General features: G+C 33.3%; 14 protein-coding genes, 2 tRNA genes and 2 pseudogenes. 10 read left to right on the top strand and 8 right to left on the bottom strand.

Annotation, left to right across the window (positions count from 1 at the left end; translation table 11 throughout):
• Window positions 1–93 precede the first annotated feature (93 nt).
• Both ACEN2I_RS01465 and ACEN2I_RS01460 read right to left on the bottom strand, forming a co-directional pair.
• Window positions 94–166, bottom strand: a tRNA-Leu gene (locus tag ACEN2I_RS01465).
• A 139-nt stretch (window positions 167–305) separates the two neighbouring features.
• A tRNA-Asn gene (locus tag ACEN2I_RS01460) sits at window positions 306–378 on the bottom strand.
• A gap of 838 nt (window positions 379–1,216) precedes the next feature.
• On the opposite strand from ACEN2I_RS01460, the gene ACEN2I_RS01455 reads away from it, so the two are divergent.
• Complete coding sequence (locus ACEN2I_RS01455) at window positions 1,217–2,092, top strand: hypothetical protein (RefSeq protein WP_441764341.1); 876 nt, start codon at window positions 1,217–1,219, stop codon at window positions 2,090–2,092.
• A gap of 67 nt (window positions 2,093–2,159) precedes the next feature.
• Here the strand turns inward: ACEN2I_RS01455 and ACEN2I_RS01450 are convergent, their stop codons facing one another.
• The 3 genes from ACEN2I_RS01450 to ACEN2I_RS01440 all read right to left on the bottom strand — a co-directional run bounded on the left by ACEN2I_RS01450 (window position 2,160) and on the right by ACEN2I_RS01440 (window position 5,283).
• Complete coding sequence (locus ACEN2I_RS01450; RefSeq protein WP_441764340.1) at window positions 2,160–2,420, bottom strand: hypothetical protein; 261 nt, start codon at window positions 2,418–2,420, stop codon at window positions 2,160–2,162.
• Window positions 2,421–2,424: 4 nt separating this feature from the next.
• Entirely contained in the window at window positions 2,425–3,909 is a 1,485-nt protein-coding gene (locus ACEN2I_RS01445) for a DUF4403 family protein (RefSeq protein WP_441764339.1), read from the bottom strand.
• 102 nt (window positions 3,910–4,011) lie between these two features.
• Window positions 4,012–5,283: a hypothetical protein gene (locus tag ACEN2I_RS01440; protein WP_441764338.1), complete on the bottom strand. Its 1,272-nt coding sequence runs from the start codon at window positions 5,281–5,283 to the stop codon at window positions 4,012–4,014.
• A 223-nt stretch (window positions 5,284–5,506) separates the two neighbouring features.
• Between ACEN2I_RS01440 and ACEN2I_RS01435 the strand changes: the two genes are divergently transcribed.
• From ACEN2I_RS01435 to ACEN2I_RS01415, 5 genes and pseudogenes are all read left to right on the top strand, one after another.
• Complete coding sequence (locus ACEN2I_RS01435) at window positions 5,507–6,136, top strand: response regulator (protein ID WP_441764337.1); 630 nt, start codon at window positions 5,507–5,509, stop codon at window positions 6,134–6,136.
• A 5-nt stretch (window positions 6,137–6,141) separates the two neighbouring features.
• Entirely contained in the window at window positions 6,142–6,795 is a 654-nt protein-coding gene (locus ACEN2I_RS01430) for a hypothetical protein (RefSeq protein ID WP_441764336.1), read from the top strand.
• A gap of 314 nt (window positions 6,796–7,109) precedes the next feature.
• On the top strand, window positions 7,110–7,436 hold the full coding sequence (locus tag ACEN2I_RS01425) for a hypothetical protein (protein ID WP_441764335.1): 327 nt from the start codon (window positions 7,110–7,112) through the stop codon (window positions 7,434–7,436).
• Window positions 7,433–8,233 carry a sensor histidine kinase gene (locus ACEN2I_RS01420; RefSeq protein ID WP_441764334.1) on the top strand — a complete coding sequence of 267 codons (801 nt, stop codon included), beginning with the start codon at window positions 7,433–7,435 and terminating at the stop codon, window positions 8,231–8,233. The genes ACEN2I_RS01425 and ACEN2I_RS01420 overlap by 4 nt, the downstream gene beginning before the upstream one ends.
• A gap of 157 nt (window positions 8,234–8,390) precedes the next feature.
• Window positions 8,391–8,516 (top strand): annotated as a pseudogene (locus tag ACEN2I_RS01415) (helix-turn-helix transcriptional regulator); the annotation flags it as partial.
• Here ACEN2I_RS01415 and ACEN2I_RS01410 read toward each other — a convergent pair.
• From ACEN2I_RS01410 to ACEN2I_RS01400, 3 genes and pseudogenes are all read right to left on the bottom strand, one after another.
• A pseudogene (locus ACEN2I_RS01410) lies at window positions 8,517–9,065 on the bottom strand (TatD family hydrolase); the annotation flags it as partial.
• Window positions 9,066–9,413: 348 nt separating this feature from the next.
• On the bottom strand, window positions 9,414–10,835 hold the full coding sequence (locus ACEN2I_RS01405; RefSeq protein WP_441764333.1) for an RtcB family protein: 1,422 nt from the start codon (window positions 10,833–10,835) through the stop codon (window positions 9,414–9,416).
• 66 nt (window positions 10,836–10,901) lie between these two features.
• Window positions 10,902–11,486, bottom strand: a complete 585-nt coding sequence (locus ACEN2I_RS01400; protein ID WP_441764332.1) for a hypothetical protein — start codon at window positions 11,484–11,486, stop codon at window positions 10,902–10,904.
• Window positions 11,487–11,681: 195 nt separating this feature from the next.
• Here ACEN2I_RS01400 and ACEN2I_RS01395 point away from each other — a divergent pair, with 195 nt between their 5' ends.
• The 4 genes from ACEN2I_RS01395 (at window position 11,682) to ACEN2I_RS01380 (ending at window position 16,727) form a co-directional block, all read left to right on the top strand.
• Window positions 11,682–12,296: an HD domain-containing protein gene (locus ACEN2I_RS01395; protein WP_441764331.1), complete on the top strand. Its 615-nt coding sequence runs from the start codon at window positions 11,682–11,684 to the stop codon at window positions 12,294–12,296.
• 264 nt (window positions 12,297–12,560) lie between these two features.
• Window positions 12,561–13,574: a helix-turn-helix transcriptional regulator gene (locus tag ACEN2I_RS01390; RefSeq protein WP_441764330.1), complete on the top strand. Its 1,014-nt coding sequence runs from the start codon at window positions 12,561–12,563 to the stop codon at window positions 13,572–13,574.
• A 249-nt stretch (window positions 13,575–13,823) separates the two neighbouring features.
• Window positions 13,824–14,282: a MarR family winged helix-turn-helix transcriptional regulator gene (locus ACEN2I_RS01385; RefSeq protein ID WP_441764329.1), complete on the top strand. Its 459-nt coding sequence runs from the start codon at window positions 13,824–13,826 to the stop codon at window positions 14,280–14,282.
• A 54-nt stretch (window positions 14,283–14,336) separates the two neighbouring features.
• A complete protein-coding gene (locus ACEN2I_RS01380; protein ID WP_441764328.1) occupies window positions 14,337–16,727 on the top strand; it encodes a 3-hydroxyacyl-CoA dehydrogenase/enoyl-CoA hydratase family protein in 2,391 nt (796 codons plus the stop codon).
• Window positions 16,728–16,731: the final 4 nt, after the last annotated feature.

Here is a 16,731-nt window from a genome sequence, read left to right as displayed (position 1 = left end):
GATACAACTCTTAAACAAATTCTAATGCCAACGTTTAATTCCGAAATCTGACTTTCTTAATTTGCACATTCTTCCGTCAGAATGTTCATTTAGTACAGGAAGAGAGACTCGAACTCTCAAAATACTGATTCTAAGTCAGCCGCGTATACCATTCCGCCATTCCTGCTTGTTTTACTTGTCTTGCCACAAAGTCACTAAGACACAAAGCTTAAATTCTTATCCTTTTTAAAAAATCTTTGTGCCTTTGAGCCTTCGTGGCATAAAAACAAGCGGCTCATACAAGCCAGTTCTTTCTAGAGAACGCGCGATTTCGGAAGGAATTGAACCTTCAACCTATTGATTAACAGTCAAGCGCTCTGCCAATTGAGCTACGAAATCATTTGTTTTTGGGCACAAAAAAAGCACCCGGTCAAAGGTGCTTCATGAGATTGAATACGATATAATTATCCTATTGCCTGTATTCATGCACCTGTATTGTTAAACATCCAAGATCTGAGCTCGGGTTTAGCAGTTGTTGGTTATGTGTATTATTATTGAAAGCCATTTTATATTGTTGTATTATATTTTGAAATCATTCTCGTTTTTTGAAATTCTCTTTTGAGATTTTCTTCGGCAAAGATAATGTCGAAAAAATCAATTATCCAAATCATTTTTAAAATTATTTTACTGATTGTCAATTAGTTATATTTAAATAAAAGCCATAAAAATCCCTGTCCGCATACTGGTGCAGATCTCTTTTTTTATCAAATGACTGTCTCTCATCAGATTACTTTTCAAGATTATATTTCGCTATTTAGTTTAATCATTAAACATTTGGTCAATTATTTTTTTAATTATTTTTAGTTAAGGGTTATTTTCTATAATTTCTTACCATTCTGAACGAAGTCGAAGTGCATTAAAAACAAAAAAAGCGCCCCGATAAGGACGCTTTTATATATTTATGTTGAGTTTAAAACTACAGTTTACACTTCAATTCTATAAAATACATATCACATCCAGCACTTTTAGCCGGAAGAAATCCCGCTAAACAATCGCTATATTGTCTTACTGACAGATTGATATGTATGTTTTTGATTTTCATTTCGGGAGCAAATGTAATTGTTTTATATAAATATTTGATCCATTTGGTTTAAAATTGTAAAAAATGTATTTCATTTTCTTTTAAAATACCAAAGCAATTCTTTTTTTAATATTTTTATCACTTTAAAAACAAACTATGAAAGAATATATTGATTCCATTAATTGGCAGGTAGCCTGGGGATTTACAAAACAAATATTGTTACCAAACTTAGGTTCGCTACTATTTTGGAGTGTTCTGTTTATACTACTGGGTTTACTCATTAGTATTATTCTAACCGTCAATTTGCATAAAAAGAAGTTTTTTGCAAGAGATAAAAAATACTACAATTGGTTTGCAAAAGTCTGGATTCCTTATATACTATTGGTTAGTATTTATTTCTTCGGGATGTTAGGTTTGTTTTATGGCGGTCATGCTATACTTTCTAAGGAAAGTGAAAGTATGGCAGCCACTATTTATGCTCAATCTGTTGGATCTACATTTTCGTCCGAAAAAGAAAAAAAAGAATTTTTAGCAACGCTTCAAAAATTTTCGGACTCGTCAGAAGATTTTAGTAAGGATTTAACCAAAGCGATTGGTGTATATATCAAAAAGAACAATACTGGAATGAGTTCTGTCGATCATCTCAAAAATACATCGACTGCCTATTTACTCCAAAAATACGAACCTGAGATTTACAGCACCACACTTTATGGATTTATCAAAGTAGTCGATGATAAAGCTGATCTTGCTTCTCTTAAAAAATTAAATTACGCTGAATTTAAATTGCTTTTAAAGCAACTCAATACTATTGATCCTAAAAGAATTGAAGAGTCTATTCAATTAGAAATGAATAACAAATTGCAAAGCTTTTTAGATTATTTCTATAAAGGAATGATAAAACATCAGTTGCTTCTTTTCGCTCTTTTCCTGGCTATTCCTTTTATCGAATATTTTATTTATTTGAAGTTTGTGAAAACTAAAGAATCTGATGTAAGCGGGCCAAAACCTGTTGAAAATGTAATTGCTTCCTAGAATTTCTTATAAAAAATGCGCAATGTTATTTGCGCATTTTTTGATTTTCATTTAAGAAACTAAAAAATTATCTGTCATTTCTGGTCAAATAATCGTATTCTTTTTTACTTTTTAAATATATATTAAAACTGGAAATAAATTCTGTTATTAAGGCTATTTCATCTTTGTCTAATATTATATCGTAAATTCCGAAATCAATATCACCGATAGAAAACCCAATATCATCATGGTTAAATGAATTAGTTTTTTCAAGTAATTTTTTCTTAATATTGGAAATGCTATCAGTGAAATCCCGTGTAGTTTGTTTTTTAATTTCATTAATAATCAAAGGCTTAAAAAGGGTCGCTATCGTGGGATAAAATATCAACTGTCATGCTAAAATCCAGGTCTTGAAGTTCGAATTTCTTATTCCCCGTCATAACCGGTTTGCCTGTTAAATAAACCCATCCTGACACTGGTAATAAATTGCCTGGTAGTTTAGCTTTTAACTTTACTCCAACAACAATTTCATCTGCATTTGGATAAAAAGTCATTTCAATTAACTTCACTTTAGCTTTCTTTTTAAGAATAATATCAGGTTTTAAAACCACATCATTGTCTTTTAAATATTGATTAGCAGTATGCTCGATATCGTGATATTTAATAAGCAAAGGAAGAAAGGCTTTAACTTCGCTTACTGTTTCAGTCTGTTCTTCTAATAAGGGAATTGAACTTGTTGTGTTGACAATGTTATCATTAAAACTAATATTTCCTTTTATTCCAACATATAAAGCTAATGTATCTTTATAAACTTTTAAGCCGGACAATGATACTTTTGAAGGATTAATATTCAATTGATATTGCTTGCCATTTGCCAGAGCTGGCAAACTAACACCATAATATTTCCATCTATCCTTAACAATATCCCTAATCATTTCACATTTGACTTGCTTACTTATAATATTGCTTACATCTTTTTCAATTTCTTTTAAATATTTGTCTGTCAATCCAGTCAAGGAAATATTAATATTATCCATAATCTCAATCTGTGGATTTGATATCCAGGAATGTGTTACATTTAATCCTATCTTGGGACACCAATCTGGTGTGATGGAAAAACTTGTGTTAACGAAAAATTGAATTTCCCCATCAAAATTCTTTTTATTTAAAGTTAAGGCCGCTGGAACATTTCCTTGCAGACCTGCATTTCCTTTGAATGAAATAGGAACAGATATTCTTAAGGTATTATCATCAACATAGGATAGTGTTATTTTTTCTTTTTCTTTCAGCTTCAAATCAACATCATATTTATATCCTACAGCTACTGCCGGACCTTTTGTTTCTATCCACTCGTTTGGATGATACAAAGGATTATTTGTCTCTATCCATTCATTTGGATGATACAATGGATCCTTGGTTTTAAACCATTCATTTGGGTGATATAAAGGGCATTTAAATTTGACTCCAAATTTCTTTTGCCATTTATGTGGGTGATATAAAGGGTCTTTCGTTTTAAACCATTGATTTGGATGATATAAAGGATCTTTCGTTTTTATTAACTTATTCGGATTATAGAGAGGATCTTTTGTTTTTATCCAGGATCTATATTGAAATGTACCTTCATCAGAATTGCTATATCCATTTTTCAATGCATCATTTAATTTGCTCTCCAAGCTGGATAAATCAACCTTTAATGCAAGCGAAAAATTACTTTCATAGTTAGGTAATTCTACATCTTCATGTAAGCGCTCAGGTTTTTTTGTTATCTCTTCATAACTTTTACAACTTGTAAATGCAATTGCCACTACAAGTATCAGAAGGTATTTATTGTATTTCATAATAAATTGATTTTAATTATTAGAATTTTCTGTTGTTTTGAAAAACTTATTCGCGACAATCTACTTAGCAGTATTTTTTAATTGAAAGTTTATTTGTAGTATCTAATTTTCTTCGATTCCTTTATCCAGACTTATTTTCTTAACCTTAGATAAATTGTAGGTTATCCCGAAAAAGTGTCCGAATTTGAATTGGCTTTGTATAGGTATAGTTCCGGAGTCGCCTAAGTTATATGAACTCCCAACCTGATAACCATCTGCAATTCTATCTACTTTTCCCATAGAAATACCTGTAGAAAAAATAATGCGTTCCTGTTTTCCTAATATAACTCCACCACCTAAAAGCACTTGCAGCTTCTCGTTCTGCGTTATTACTGCGCCAAAATTAAGGGTTGGAACAATCCAGGAATTCATTCGGATATAAGTGTTAATTGTAGAACCAAAGGCCATATCATAATCTCCACTATTTTTCAGCATGATGATTTTATTACCCGCAGTTGACGGATCGTCTCTTTTATCATAGTCATCATCATAAAGTGATGTAAAAAATACTCCGGCACTAACATCAATTTTTACCCCCCCTTTTATCCAGATATTATAAGGAGTTGATGCGAAATCAGCCTCTTCAACTTTTGTTTCTTTATTAAAACGGCGTAGTTTAAACTCTATAATGTCAATATTTTTACCTTGTACATCGATTGGAAACGTATAGACATTTAGATCAATGCCGTAGAATTTTTCTACGATTATTTTTATACTTTTTTCTGCTTTATCTTTTGTTTCAATTACACTTTTTTGTGTGATTGAATTTTGAATATCATTGTCTAATTTTTGTAAATTGTCTAATAATTCATAAGAACTCTTTAGTTGTTCTTTTGCAAAAGAAAGGAATTCTAGTCTTTTAATGCTATAATCATTTTCGACGAGTTTGCTTTTTTGTCTTAAAATTTCATAAAAAATTTCTATTTCAAAATTTAGACTGTCGATACTTCGTGCTAAGATGTTATTTTTTTTGATAATGCTTTCGAAAGTTTTATTTTCAGCATCCCATTTTAAAAATTTCTTATTTGATTCAGCTTTTACTTCTTGAATAATTTCATCAGATTTCTGTTCGTTATTAAAAAATGAAATTTCTTTAGTATCAATTTTGTAATTATGTGATAAAGGATTTCCATTTATTAGTTTAATGGCTGCCATTTCTCTCGATTTAATAGAAAGCCATTTGCTACTGTCTACAGCACTAGGCAATGAATCAGTATAAATTGTTACACTCTTTTTATGTGGTTTACTCAAATCGATTTCTATAATCTTGGTTGTGATCTGACTATAGCCAATAAATCCAAAAAATAAATAAAGAATAATTAATATTGTTTTCATGATTTCTATGTTTTAGTTATGTTTCAAATGTACCTACACAACAACATATCAATCAATTACCCATTCGGGTGATATTTTATTATCTTACATTCTTCTATTTTTTTTGTAAGTTTATTGAATGTTAAATTTATATTTCAAATTCTGCCTAATTTCAAATATCACCCAAAAGGGTAATTGCAATCAATGTAGGTATTGCACAACTTTGTAATGAAAATGTAACACCATGAAGATAAGAGTTGCTATAGTAGAGGATGATAAAAATTATAATCAGGCGTTGAAAAACATCATCGACTTCCAGGAAGACATGGAATGTGTGGCTCAATTTTTTAATGGTAAAAATGCGTTGCAAAAATTAGAAGCCATAGAACCAGATGTAGTTTTAATGGATATTCAACTGCAGGATTTATCAGGTATTGATATTGTTTTTAAACTGACAGAATTGATGCCCGGTACTACTTTCGTAATGTGCACCAGTTTTGAAAATGACGAAAAAATCTTTTCTGCCTTACGTGCAGGTGCGAGTGGATATTTGGTAAAAGGAGATCCTTTGGACAAAATTATTCAAGCAATTTTGGAGGCCCATAAAGGAGGTGCACCCATGAGTTTCGCTATTGCCAAACGTGTTTTACAGCATTTTCAGGAATCAAAAGTACAAGTACAAACCTTATCGTTACTAACTGTAACTGAAAAAGAAGTGCTGGAATTGCTGGCGCAGGGACTTCTGTATAAAGAAATTGCCGACAAAAAAAGTGTCACCATTGACACCATTAAAAAACACATTGGCAACATTTACAGAAAATTACAGGTAAGCAACAAAATTGAAGCAATTAATAAATTTAACAACAAAAATTAGAAATTATGGAATTAGAAAAATTACAAGACAAAGGAATTGAAAATTTTATCTTTAAAAAAAAGATTAAACAAGAAGAAGAAAAACTTTTTATTATGAGGTATCAAGTTTTAACAAAAAGCATTAATGGATTAACTGAGAGCTTTATTGTTAACTTTCAAAGGCTAAAAGAATTACTTCTGGAAAATGGTAGCAAAAGTTATTGTAATTTCTATTATATCCAAAACGATAATATGTTGAATCTCGGTTTGTCTTTTTCAGATAATGACGAAGAACCTATTCAAGAATCTGATGCATTGTATATTTTACAAAACGAACTCTTTATTAGAACAGATTACGCAAATTTTAACAAATTAATAAATACTTTTAAAAATGACATCGGAAAGAATATAAAAGCTAAGACTAAACTTGAGACGAATATGATTTCATATGATTTTGAAAATGTCGATTATTACTTAAAAACATTGGATTTTCACTTTCCTGTTAATTTCTTAAAATTCAACATGTTCCAATATCGTTCTACTAATTTAAATGATGAGATCTTAATCAATTTTGAAGGCAAAAATAATAAAATTTCTTTCTGCGTACATGCTATATTTAGCAATACTGATAAACTATTCGGTGAAAGTAACGGTTACGATTTAGGCAACTTAAGACCTTAATGAATAGTATTTACGAAATAATATTACTTATAACACTACTAAAATCAATAGTTTTGGTTAAGAAGTTTACTCTTTCTAGCCAAAACTATTTGTTTATATACCTTTTTATTACTTTTTTGACAGAAGTACTTTCGTGGATTATTTTATTAATAGATAAAGATTCTAAATTTAGTTTTCAATATATTGTATATTGTATATTCTGCATACTATTTTTCTGGTTTTATTATTCCAGACAATTCCATAAAAAGCTAAAGAAAAAAGTCACTGTCCTATCTGTTATTCTCATAGTTTATGTTTTAACATTCCCTGGCTTTTTGGGAGAAAACTTAGATTCGAGATTAGTCATTGCCTTACCCATTTTTTATATCTTGTACACTATTCTATGGTTTTATCAAAAAGTAGCTTTCCCATCCAAAGATAAAATTACGGATGATCCTAATTTTTGGATTTCAACAGCTTTACTTCTTTGGAGTTGTTTCTTTATTTTTAGAGTAATTCCGAGATATTTTTTTGATACTACAGATAAAGATTTTTTAATTTTATTGAGAGAATTGGTATATATCATAAATATTATAATGTATCTTTTATTTTTCAAAGCTTTGATGAAATACGAAATCCTTGCAAAAAATCTACATAAATGAGCCAGCTTCCACAAGAAATAAAACTCACTTACATTATTGCCATCATCGTGATGCTAATTTTTGTGTGTTTTATTATTATGGTGGTGTTTATTTACAATAAAAAGCAATTGATTCAGCAGCAAGAAGATCAAATACGGGAAAGCGAATTCAAAAATCAATTGCTGCAGAAAGAACTAGAGCGGCAGAAAGCGATTCAGTTAGAAAGAGAACGTATTTCGCAGGATATGCATGATGATTTAGGTGCCGGAATTTCTGCCATAAAACTTCAGGCTGAGTTTTTAAAATATAAAATGCCTAAGGAAAGCTATACCGAAGATTTAGAAGCCATTATCTCTACTTCTGAAGATATGAATTTAGCCATGCGGGAGATTCTTTGGAGTCTGAATTCACAAAATGATACTATTGGAAATTTTATAGAATATACCGGCTTGTATGTGAAACGCTTTTTGGACAAAACCACAATTAATACACAATTGGATTCGAACGTTCTTGAAAAAGAGACCAATTTATCTGTAAAAGCAAGACGAAACCTTTTTTTAGTGGTTAAAGAAGCCATTCATAATGTGTACAAACATAGTCAGGCAACTAACATCCTTATCCAATTTGAAGAAACCGAAGCCTATTTTAAAATTGCAGTAATTGACGACGGCATTGGATTATCAGATACTATTCAAAAAGGAAATGGTCTAACGAATATGTCTCTGCGAATGGAGAGTATAAACGGAACTTTTAAGATTGTTCCTGTTCAAAAAGGATCTTCTTTGTTATTTGTGTGTCCACTACATCATTACAATTAAAGAAATCTGTAAAAACCTATTTATTAATCATTCAATTAAAATAAGCAAAAGCGTATATTTTTAAGCGATACAAAAAATAACCTAAACAGTATTTTACCAAATTAATCGTGTTTTTACGGATCACTGTTTTTATAAAAATTTTAAATACCTTTGAATTATGAGCACAGCAACAAAACCAAAACATATTGGCCGCAATATAAGCCGAATAAGAGAACTTCTAGGTATGAAACAAGAAGCACTTGCAGAAGCAATTGGTATAAGCCAACAAACTGTTTCCAGTATTGTCGGATATTGCTCCGGTAAAACCAAAATAAAATCCGTTATCGAGATAGGTTTTGGCTTCTTGTAAAGTCCCTGTAAAACAATGCACAACGGCTTTTGGCAATTGTGGCAAATAGTCTTTTGTAATGCTCATAAACTTTGTAAAAGCAGCTCTTTCGTGCAAAAACAAAGGCTTCTGAACTTCGATCGCCAATGCTAATTGGGCTTTGTAACAGGTTTCCTGTACATTTCTGGGCGAAAAGTCACGATCAAAATCCAGTCCGCACTCGCCTACTGAAACTACGTGTTTCTGCTTTAATAAATTTCGTAGTTTTGAAATGCTCTGCGCATCAAAACTTTTCGCCTCATGCGGGTGAATTCCAGCTGTTGCGTACAAAATTCCCGGATATTGTTTTGCTATCTCAGCCGAAGCTTCGCTGTTTTTTATGCTTGTTCCGGTGAGGATCATTTGCGATACATCGGCATCTAAAGCGTCTTGTACGACATCGTCTATGTCGTTGTGGAATTGTTTATTCGTTAAATTAATTCCGATATCTATGTATTGTTTCATTTTTTTTGTTTGCCACGAAGGCACTAAGACACAAAGTTTTCTATTCTTTGGTCTGGTTATTATTATTTTTTAAGCGTAATATTTGTCATTTCGACCGAAGGGAGAAATCTCCGCGAGAAACTCTACAAAGATTGGACTCACGTTGCGGAGCTACTTGCGGAGATTTCTCCTCCGTCGAAATGACATAAAATGAGGATACGTTGTGTTAGACGCACTGCTGTGCGCCTCTACACTGAAAACTGCGACTGCGACTGACAACTAAAAGTGCGCCTCTACACTGAAAACTGCCACTGAGACTGAACACTAAAAGCACACATCTACACTGAAAACTGCCACTGCGACTGATCACTAATCCTCTCTACTCCCATCATCCGCCATTCTTACCATTTTAGGTGTAAACTTCGCTACTACATCTACCAAATCCTGTTGTGCTGCCATTACCTGATTGATATCTTTGTAGGCCATTGGTGCTTCATCCAGACCTGCGCCAATAAGCGTCACGCCATGATGCTGCAAGATGGATTTCATCTCGGTTTTGGTAATGTTTTTAATGGCTTGTGTTCGGCTCATTTGTCTTCCTGCTCCGTGTGAAGCCGAATTAATGGCGTTCTCCTCGCCTTTTCCTCTCACCAAAAATCCCGGTGCGGTCATACTTCCCGGAATGATTCCCATCACGCCTTTTCCGGCTGGGGTTGCTCCTTTTCTATGTACGATTACTTCTTCACCGTTCCAGATTTCTTTCCATGCAAAATTATGGTGGTTTTCGACTTTGGCTAAAATCGTTGCTCCCAAAGCGCGTTCCATTTTGTTATGGATAATCTCGTGACAAGCCGAAGCGTAATCTCCCGCCAGATTCATCGCTATCCAATATTCCTGACCCAGTTGCGAATTCATATCCAAGTACGCTAAGTTTTTAGCCACTTCCGGAAGTTTACAAACGTCTTTGGCAATTTTAGTGTAATATCCCGCAATGGTAGCGCCCATTCCGCGTGAACCGGAATGCGTTAACAAAGCGACATATTTACCTTTTGGGATATTCAAAACCGCATCGTCTTTGGCAAATTCCATGATTCCGAATTCCACAAAGTGATTTCCACCGCCCGAAGATCCTAATTGCGACCAGGCTTTATCTTTCAAATTTTTCACAAACGGAGTCATATTAAAAGCATCGTTTTCTAAAACCGCGTGATCTGATTTGTACTGACCGTGAAATCCGTGTCCCGCTCCAAAAATAGAATTCGCGATTAATTCTCTTTTGAATTTGGCTTCGTTTTCAAAGTAAAAATCCTCCGCAATATCATAAACCGATAATGCCATTCGACACCCAATATCAACCCCAACACCATACGGAATAATGGCATTTTTGGTCGCTAAAACTCCGCCAATTGGTAATCCGTAACCCTGATGCGCGTCCGGCATTAAAGCTCCGGCAACGGTAACGGGCAATTTCATGGCCACTTCCATTTGTTTTCTCGCTCCGTCTTCGATCTGATCTAATCCGTAAGCAGAATATTCGTTTGGGTTTTGGTTTAATGAAATGAAATCTTCCGGTTTTTCATTTGCTTTTTCGATCAGGGCAATTGCAAGTTTGCTAAAAATAGCGTCGTCTATATAATTTTCCGGTTTTGCTAAAACGTTTTTGAAATTGGCTATCATTTCATCACGCGTGAAACCGTTTATTTTGCTGTTTATTTTTAACGCGATTCCGATTATTTTTCCTTTCGGGAATCCTAATTCTAATATATCTGTACCGTTTATTTGTGTTTTCATTTTTTTATTTTTTTAAGGTACAAAGTGCCAGAGTTACATATTAAAAAGTCCCTTAACACTTTGTAATCATCTTAATATAAATCGATCACCATTCTCTTGTTGTCTTAATAAAATTTCATGAATTCTATTAATCTCTTCTATAATTGGTTCTATTTGGTATTCTACATTAAACATTTTAAAAATATGCTTATCATAAAAATATGCTCTAAAAAATGTTCTATTATTATCTACATAAGTTATTGGTCCCACGTATTTCGGCATTACTATTCCAATTGTAAATTCTTTTAAAAAATCATCTAATCTTTCATCAAAATGTTCCATAAGATTCCGCATATCTCGATTTTTTAAAACACTTGAATCACTAACATGATAAACTTCACGTAGCTTTTGCCCTCTAATCTTATAATCCACCGTATTCTTATTCTTCGGATTATTCGGAGGCCAAAAAAATCGAGAAATACCTCCTACACAGAGAATTATGTTTTGAAGCAAATCTAAAATCACATCATCGTTTTGACAATCATAACATTCACTTTCAAAAATTTTATTTAATAATTCAATATCATTAAAAATTGAACGTGTTTTAGTTAATAAAGCTTGAATGTAAAAAGCTTCATTAAGAGGATAGATTTCAAATTCTGAATTTCTCATATTTTATCAATTTATTTTTAAAGTTCAAATAATACTTCGTAATTAATGGGGAGCAGTAAATAACTCAAATTCACTTTTTTTAGTTAAATCTTATTTTAAAACAACTTGTATTATTTACTTAACAAAGATTTCAACAGTAGTGCGCAATTATTTTGCGCAGTAAAAAAAGAACTTTATATTTGAGTAAAAAAGAGCATGGATTTACAGCAGAAATATACTGAATTGCTTTTGAAAATTGGTTTTCCCGAAAATGATATTCGACAGCACTGGCTGGATTTAGAAAAAGCCTATTCTAAAAAATCAAGGAATTATCATAATCTGACTCATATACAGGATATGATTTTTAGTTATGAAAAGTATTCAGACCAACTTCAGTTTCCTAATGAAGTCTTGTATTCGATCTTTTATCACGATTATATCTATGTGAGTTCGAAAAAAGATAATGAATTGAAAAGTGCTGAATTTGCCATTAAAATTCTTCCGAAGAATGCGAGTTTAAAATCCAAAATGGTTTTTGATATTATTGTGGCTACTCAGCTGCATCAGCATAATGACAACCAAGATATTAACTGGCTGATAGATTTTGATTTGAAGATTCTTGCCAGAGACTGGTACGATTATAAAATCTATTTTGAACAGATTCGGAAAGAATACGGTATTTATCCTGATTTTCTATACAAACCCGGACGTGCCAAAGCCCTGAAACATTTTCTGGAGAATGAATTTATTTTTCAGACCGAGGAATTCAGGAATTTATATGAAGAAAAAGCGAGGGAGAATATTGAAAAAGAGATTTTACTGCTAAGTTGAATTTCATAAATTTTTTAATCTCACTGACGAAAAGTTTTTTTCTCGCAGATTTGGCAGATTAAGCAGATTTTTAATGTTTATCTGTGGATTAAATAATTGATGAATTTAGAAAATTATAAAAAAACGAAGAAGATTATTGAAAACGAGATTTCATGATTAACGTAATTGCGTGAGGGATGGAAACGGCATCCTTTTGTGGCGTGGTTCGCCACAAAAGATATAGTGTACAGCCCGGCCCTTGGGACACGCCCAAAAAACGAAACTATGTCACAAAATAAAAACGCCTTAATTCGGTATAAGACGATTGACAAATGCCTGCAAAACCGATACCGGCAATGGACTCTGGAGGATTTGATCGAATGCTGTTCTGAAGCTTTATTTGAATATGAAGGACGGGGAAATCCGATTAGCAAGCGAACGATTCAGATGGATATTCAGCTGATGCGGAGTGAGAAACTGGGGTATAATGCGCCGATTGTGGTGTATGATAAAAAGTATTATAAGTATGAAGATGAAGATTTTTCAATAACGGATATTCCGCTGACGGAAACCGACATGAATGTTTTGACCGAGACAGTTTCGATGCTCAAGCAGTTTAAGGATTTCTCTTTATTTAATGATGTTTCGGATATTTTGCAGCGGTTGGAGGATAAAATATATGCCGAAAAATCGCATACGAAACCGGTTATTTATCTGGATAAGAACGAGAATTTGAAAGGATTGCATTATCTGGATGAAATTTATCAGGCGATTATTAAAAAAGTAACACTAGTGATTACGTATAAATCGTTTAAATCGAGAGAAGAAACGAAGTTTCATTTTCACCCGTTTATTTTGAAGGAATTCAATAACAGATGGTTTTTGGTGGGAAAGAAAAAAAGTTCACAACCCATAACTAATTTGGCTTTGGATCGAATCATTTCTATCGATTATGATTTTAACATTCCGTATCTGGAAGAAGATTTTGATGCAGAATCGTACTATAAAAATATAATTGGCGTGACTGTAAATTCAGGTTTGCAGCCGCGAAAAATAGAGCTTTGGATTGATGCCGAAAATGCGCCTTATGTTATGACAAAACCTTTGCATCATACACAAAGGCTCATACAGGAAAACGAGGATAAAAGTATTATTGTGCATTTGTTTATTGCTCCCAATTATGAAATGGAACGCCTTTTATTAGGATTTGGCTGCGGAATTGAGATTCTGCGGCCGGAAGGCTTACGTAAGAGGATGAAAGAAACACTCCAAAAAGCGTTGAAGAAATACGATACTTAAAACTCCTATTATTTGATGCAGGATTTCTATTACAGAATAAAGAATTTTAGTCTTTCTTACTGTGGTTCTCATAATTTTTACAGTATAAAATTCATTAAAACTTAAAAAAAGAATAGTATATTTCAAGTAAAAAACTAACCCATAAAACACTCTATTTCAGAGAAATTTATTTACTAACCTAAAATTTATCCTAAATTAATATGCGTGCATAGTATTTTTTGATTATATTTGAAATCGATATAGTTACCTATGAAAGACAAAACAATAGATTATATTTTGAGAGCTACCTGGCAGGCTGTTTCCCGAATGTATAACGAGGAGGCTGCGAAGTACGACGCCACAATGGCAACCGGATTTGCGCTTTTAAGTATGGACAAGGAAGAAGGAACTCCTTCGACTGCTTTGGGACCAAGAATGGGAATGGAAGCTACAAGCCTTACCAGAACATTAAAATCAATGGAAGACAAAGGTTTGATTGTTCGCAAAAAAAATCCGTCAGACGGTCGCGGTGTTTTAATTTACCTGACCGAATTTGGAAAAGAGAAAAGAGATTTATCAAAAAATACCGTTCTGAAATTTAATGAAACCGTTAGAAAACACGTTTCTGACGAAAAATTGAAACATTTTATCGAGGTTTCTGAAATCATAAACGAATTAATTCAGGACAAAAACATATTTAATCAAACAGAAAACAAAGAAAATGAATAATCTTATTTAAAGATAAAAAATTCAAATTCTACCCAAAAAACAAATTTTACAAATATGAAACGCACAATTAAAAAAGTTGCTGTAATTGGATCCGGAATTATGGGTTCAGGAATAGCTTGTCATTTTGCTAATATTGGTGTTGAAGTTTTACTGCTTGACATCGTACCGCGCGAGTTGACAGAAGCTGAAACTAAAAAAGGATTAACGCTTGAAAGTAAAGCTGTTCGCAACCGTGTGGTAAACGAGCACTTAGCAAATTCATTAAAATCGAAACCATCTCCTATTTACAGCCAGAAATTCGCAAGCCGAATCACAACCGGAAATACGACTGATGATATGGCAAAAATTGCCAATGTTGACTGGATTATCGAAGTTGTCGTAGAACGCCTGGATATTAAAAAAACGGTTTTTGAACAAATTGAAAAGTACCGTAAACCGGGAACTTTGGTTACTTCTAACACTTCTGGTATTCCGATTCAATTTATGAGTGAAGGAAGAAGCGAGGATTTTCAAAAGCACTTCTGCGGAACTCACTTTTTTAACCCTGCGCGTTACTTAAAATTATTCGAAATTATTCCGGGTCCAAAAACCTCAACTGAAGTATTGGATTTCTTAAACGAATACGGTTCTAAATTCTTAGGAAAAACTTCAGTTGTGGCTAAAGATACTCCGGCGTTTATTGGAAACAGAATTGGTATTTACGGTATTCAAAGTTTGTTCCACCTCGTAAAAGAAATGGGATTAACGATTGAAGAAGTTGATAAATTGACTGGTCCGGTAATTGGACGTCCAAAATCGGCTACTTTCCGTACCGTTGACGTTGTTGGTTTGGATACTCTCGTACACGTTGCCAACGGTATTTATGAAAACTGCCCGACAGACGAACAACACGAATTGTTTAAACTTCCTGATTTCGTCAACAAAATGATGGAAAATAAATGGTTAGGAAGCAAAACTGGTCAGGGTTTTTATAAAAAAGTAGATAAAGATATTTTGTCTTTAGACTTAGATACATTAGAATACCGTGCTGCTAAAAAAGCAAGTTTTGCTACGCTTGAACTGACAAAAACTATTGATAAACCAATTGATCGTTTTAAAGTTTTAGTAAAAGGAAAAGACAAAGCAGGTGAATTTTACAGAAAAAGTTTTTCTGGAATGTTTGCTTATGTTTCAAACAGAATTCCTGAAATCTCAGACGAATTATATAAAATTGATGATGCGATGAAAGCCGGTTTTGGATGGGAAAATGGTCCATTCGAAATTTGGGATGCCATTGGTGTTGCCAACGGAATCGAAATCATGAAAGCAGAAGGTTTAGAGCCTGCTGCGTGGGTTACTGAAATGTTGGCTTCCGGAAGCGAAAGTTTCTACTCTGTAAAAGAAGGAGCAACTTATTTCTATAATATTCCAACAAAATCTCAAGTTAAAGTTCCGGGACAAGATTCATTTATTATTCTGAACAACATTCGCGAAAGCAAAAAAGTTTGGAGCAATAGCGGTGCAATCATTGAAGATTTAGGAGACGGAATTTTGAATTTAGAATTCCAGTCTAAAATGAATACTATTGGTGGTGATGTGCTACAGGCTATCAATAAAGCAATTGACTTATCTGAAAAAGAATATCAAGGTTTAGTTATTGGAAACCAAGCCGCGAATTTCTCTGTTGGAGCTAACATCGGAATGATTTTTATGATGGCTGTGGAACAGGAATATGATGAACTGAACATGGCTATCAAAATGTTCCAGGACACGATGATGCGCGTTCGTTACTCTGGAATTCCAGTTGTAGTAGCGCCGCACGGAATGACATTTGGTGGTGGTTGCGAAATGAGCTTACATGCTGATAAAGTAGTAGCTGCAGCAGAAACGTACATGGGATTGGTTGAGTTTGGTGTTGGTGTACTTCCTGGCGGAGGTGGATCTAAAGAAATGGCTTTGAGAGCTTCTGACCTTTTCCGCAAAAACGATGTGGAATTAAATGTTCTCCAGGAGTATTTCTTAACCATTGCGATGGCAAAAGTTTCGACTTCTGGTTATGAAGCTTTTGATACAGGACTTCTTCAACATGGTAAAGATGTTATTGTAGTAAACAAAGATCGTCAGATTGCCGAAGCTAAAAAACATGCGTTGTTAATGGCAGAAGCTGGTTATACACAGCCTATCACAAGAACTGATGTTAAGGTTTTAGGTAAACAAGCTCTTGGAATGTTCTTAGTTGGAACGGACCAAATGGAAGCTGGTAAATACATTTCTGAACACGATAAAAAAATCGCGAACAAACTGGCTTACGTAATGGCCGGTGGTGATTTATCTGAAGCAACTTTAGTATCTGAACAATATTTATTAGATATCGAACGTGAAGCTTTCCTGAGTTTATGTACAGAAAGAAAGACGTTAGAGAGAATTCAGTATATGTTAACTAAAGGAAAACCACTTCGTAATTAGAGAA

Source organism: Flavobacterium sp. W22_SRS_FK3 (assembly GCF_052113665.1).
Taxonomy (GTDB): Bacteria; Bacteroidota; Bacteroidia; order Flavobacteriales; family Flavobacteriaceae; genus Flavobacterium.
Note: the sequence above shows the minus strand (reverse complement) of the source record. Positions and strands in the feature narration are given on the sequence as shown.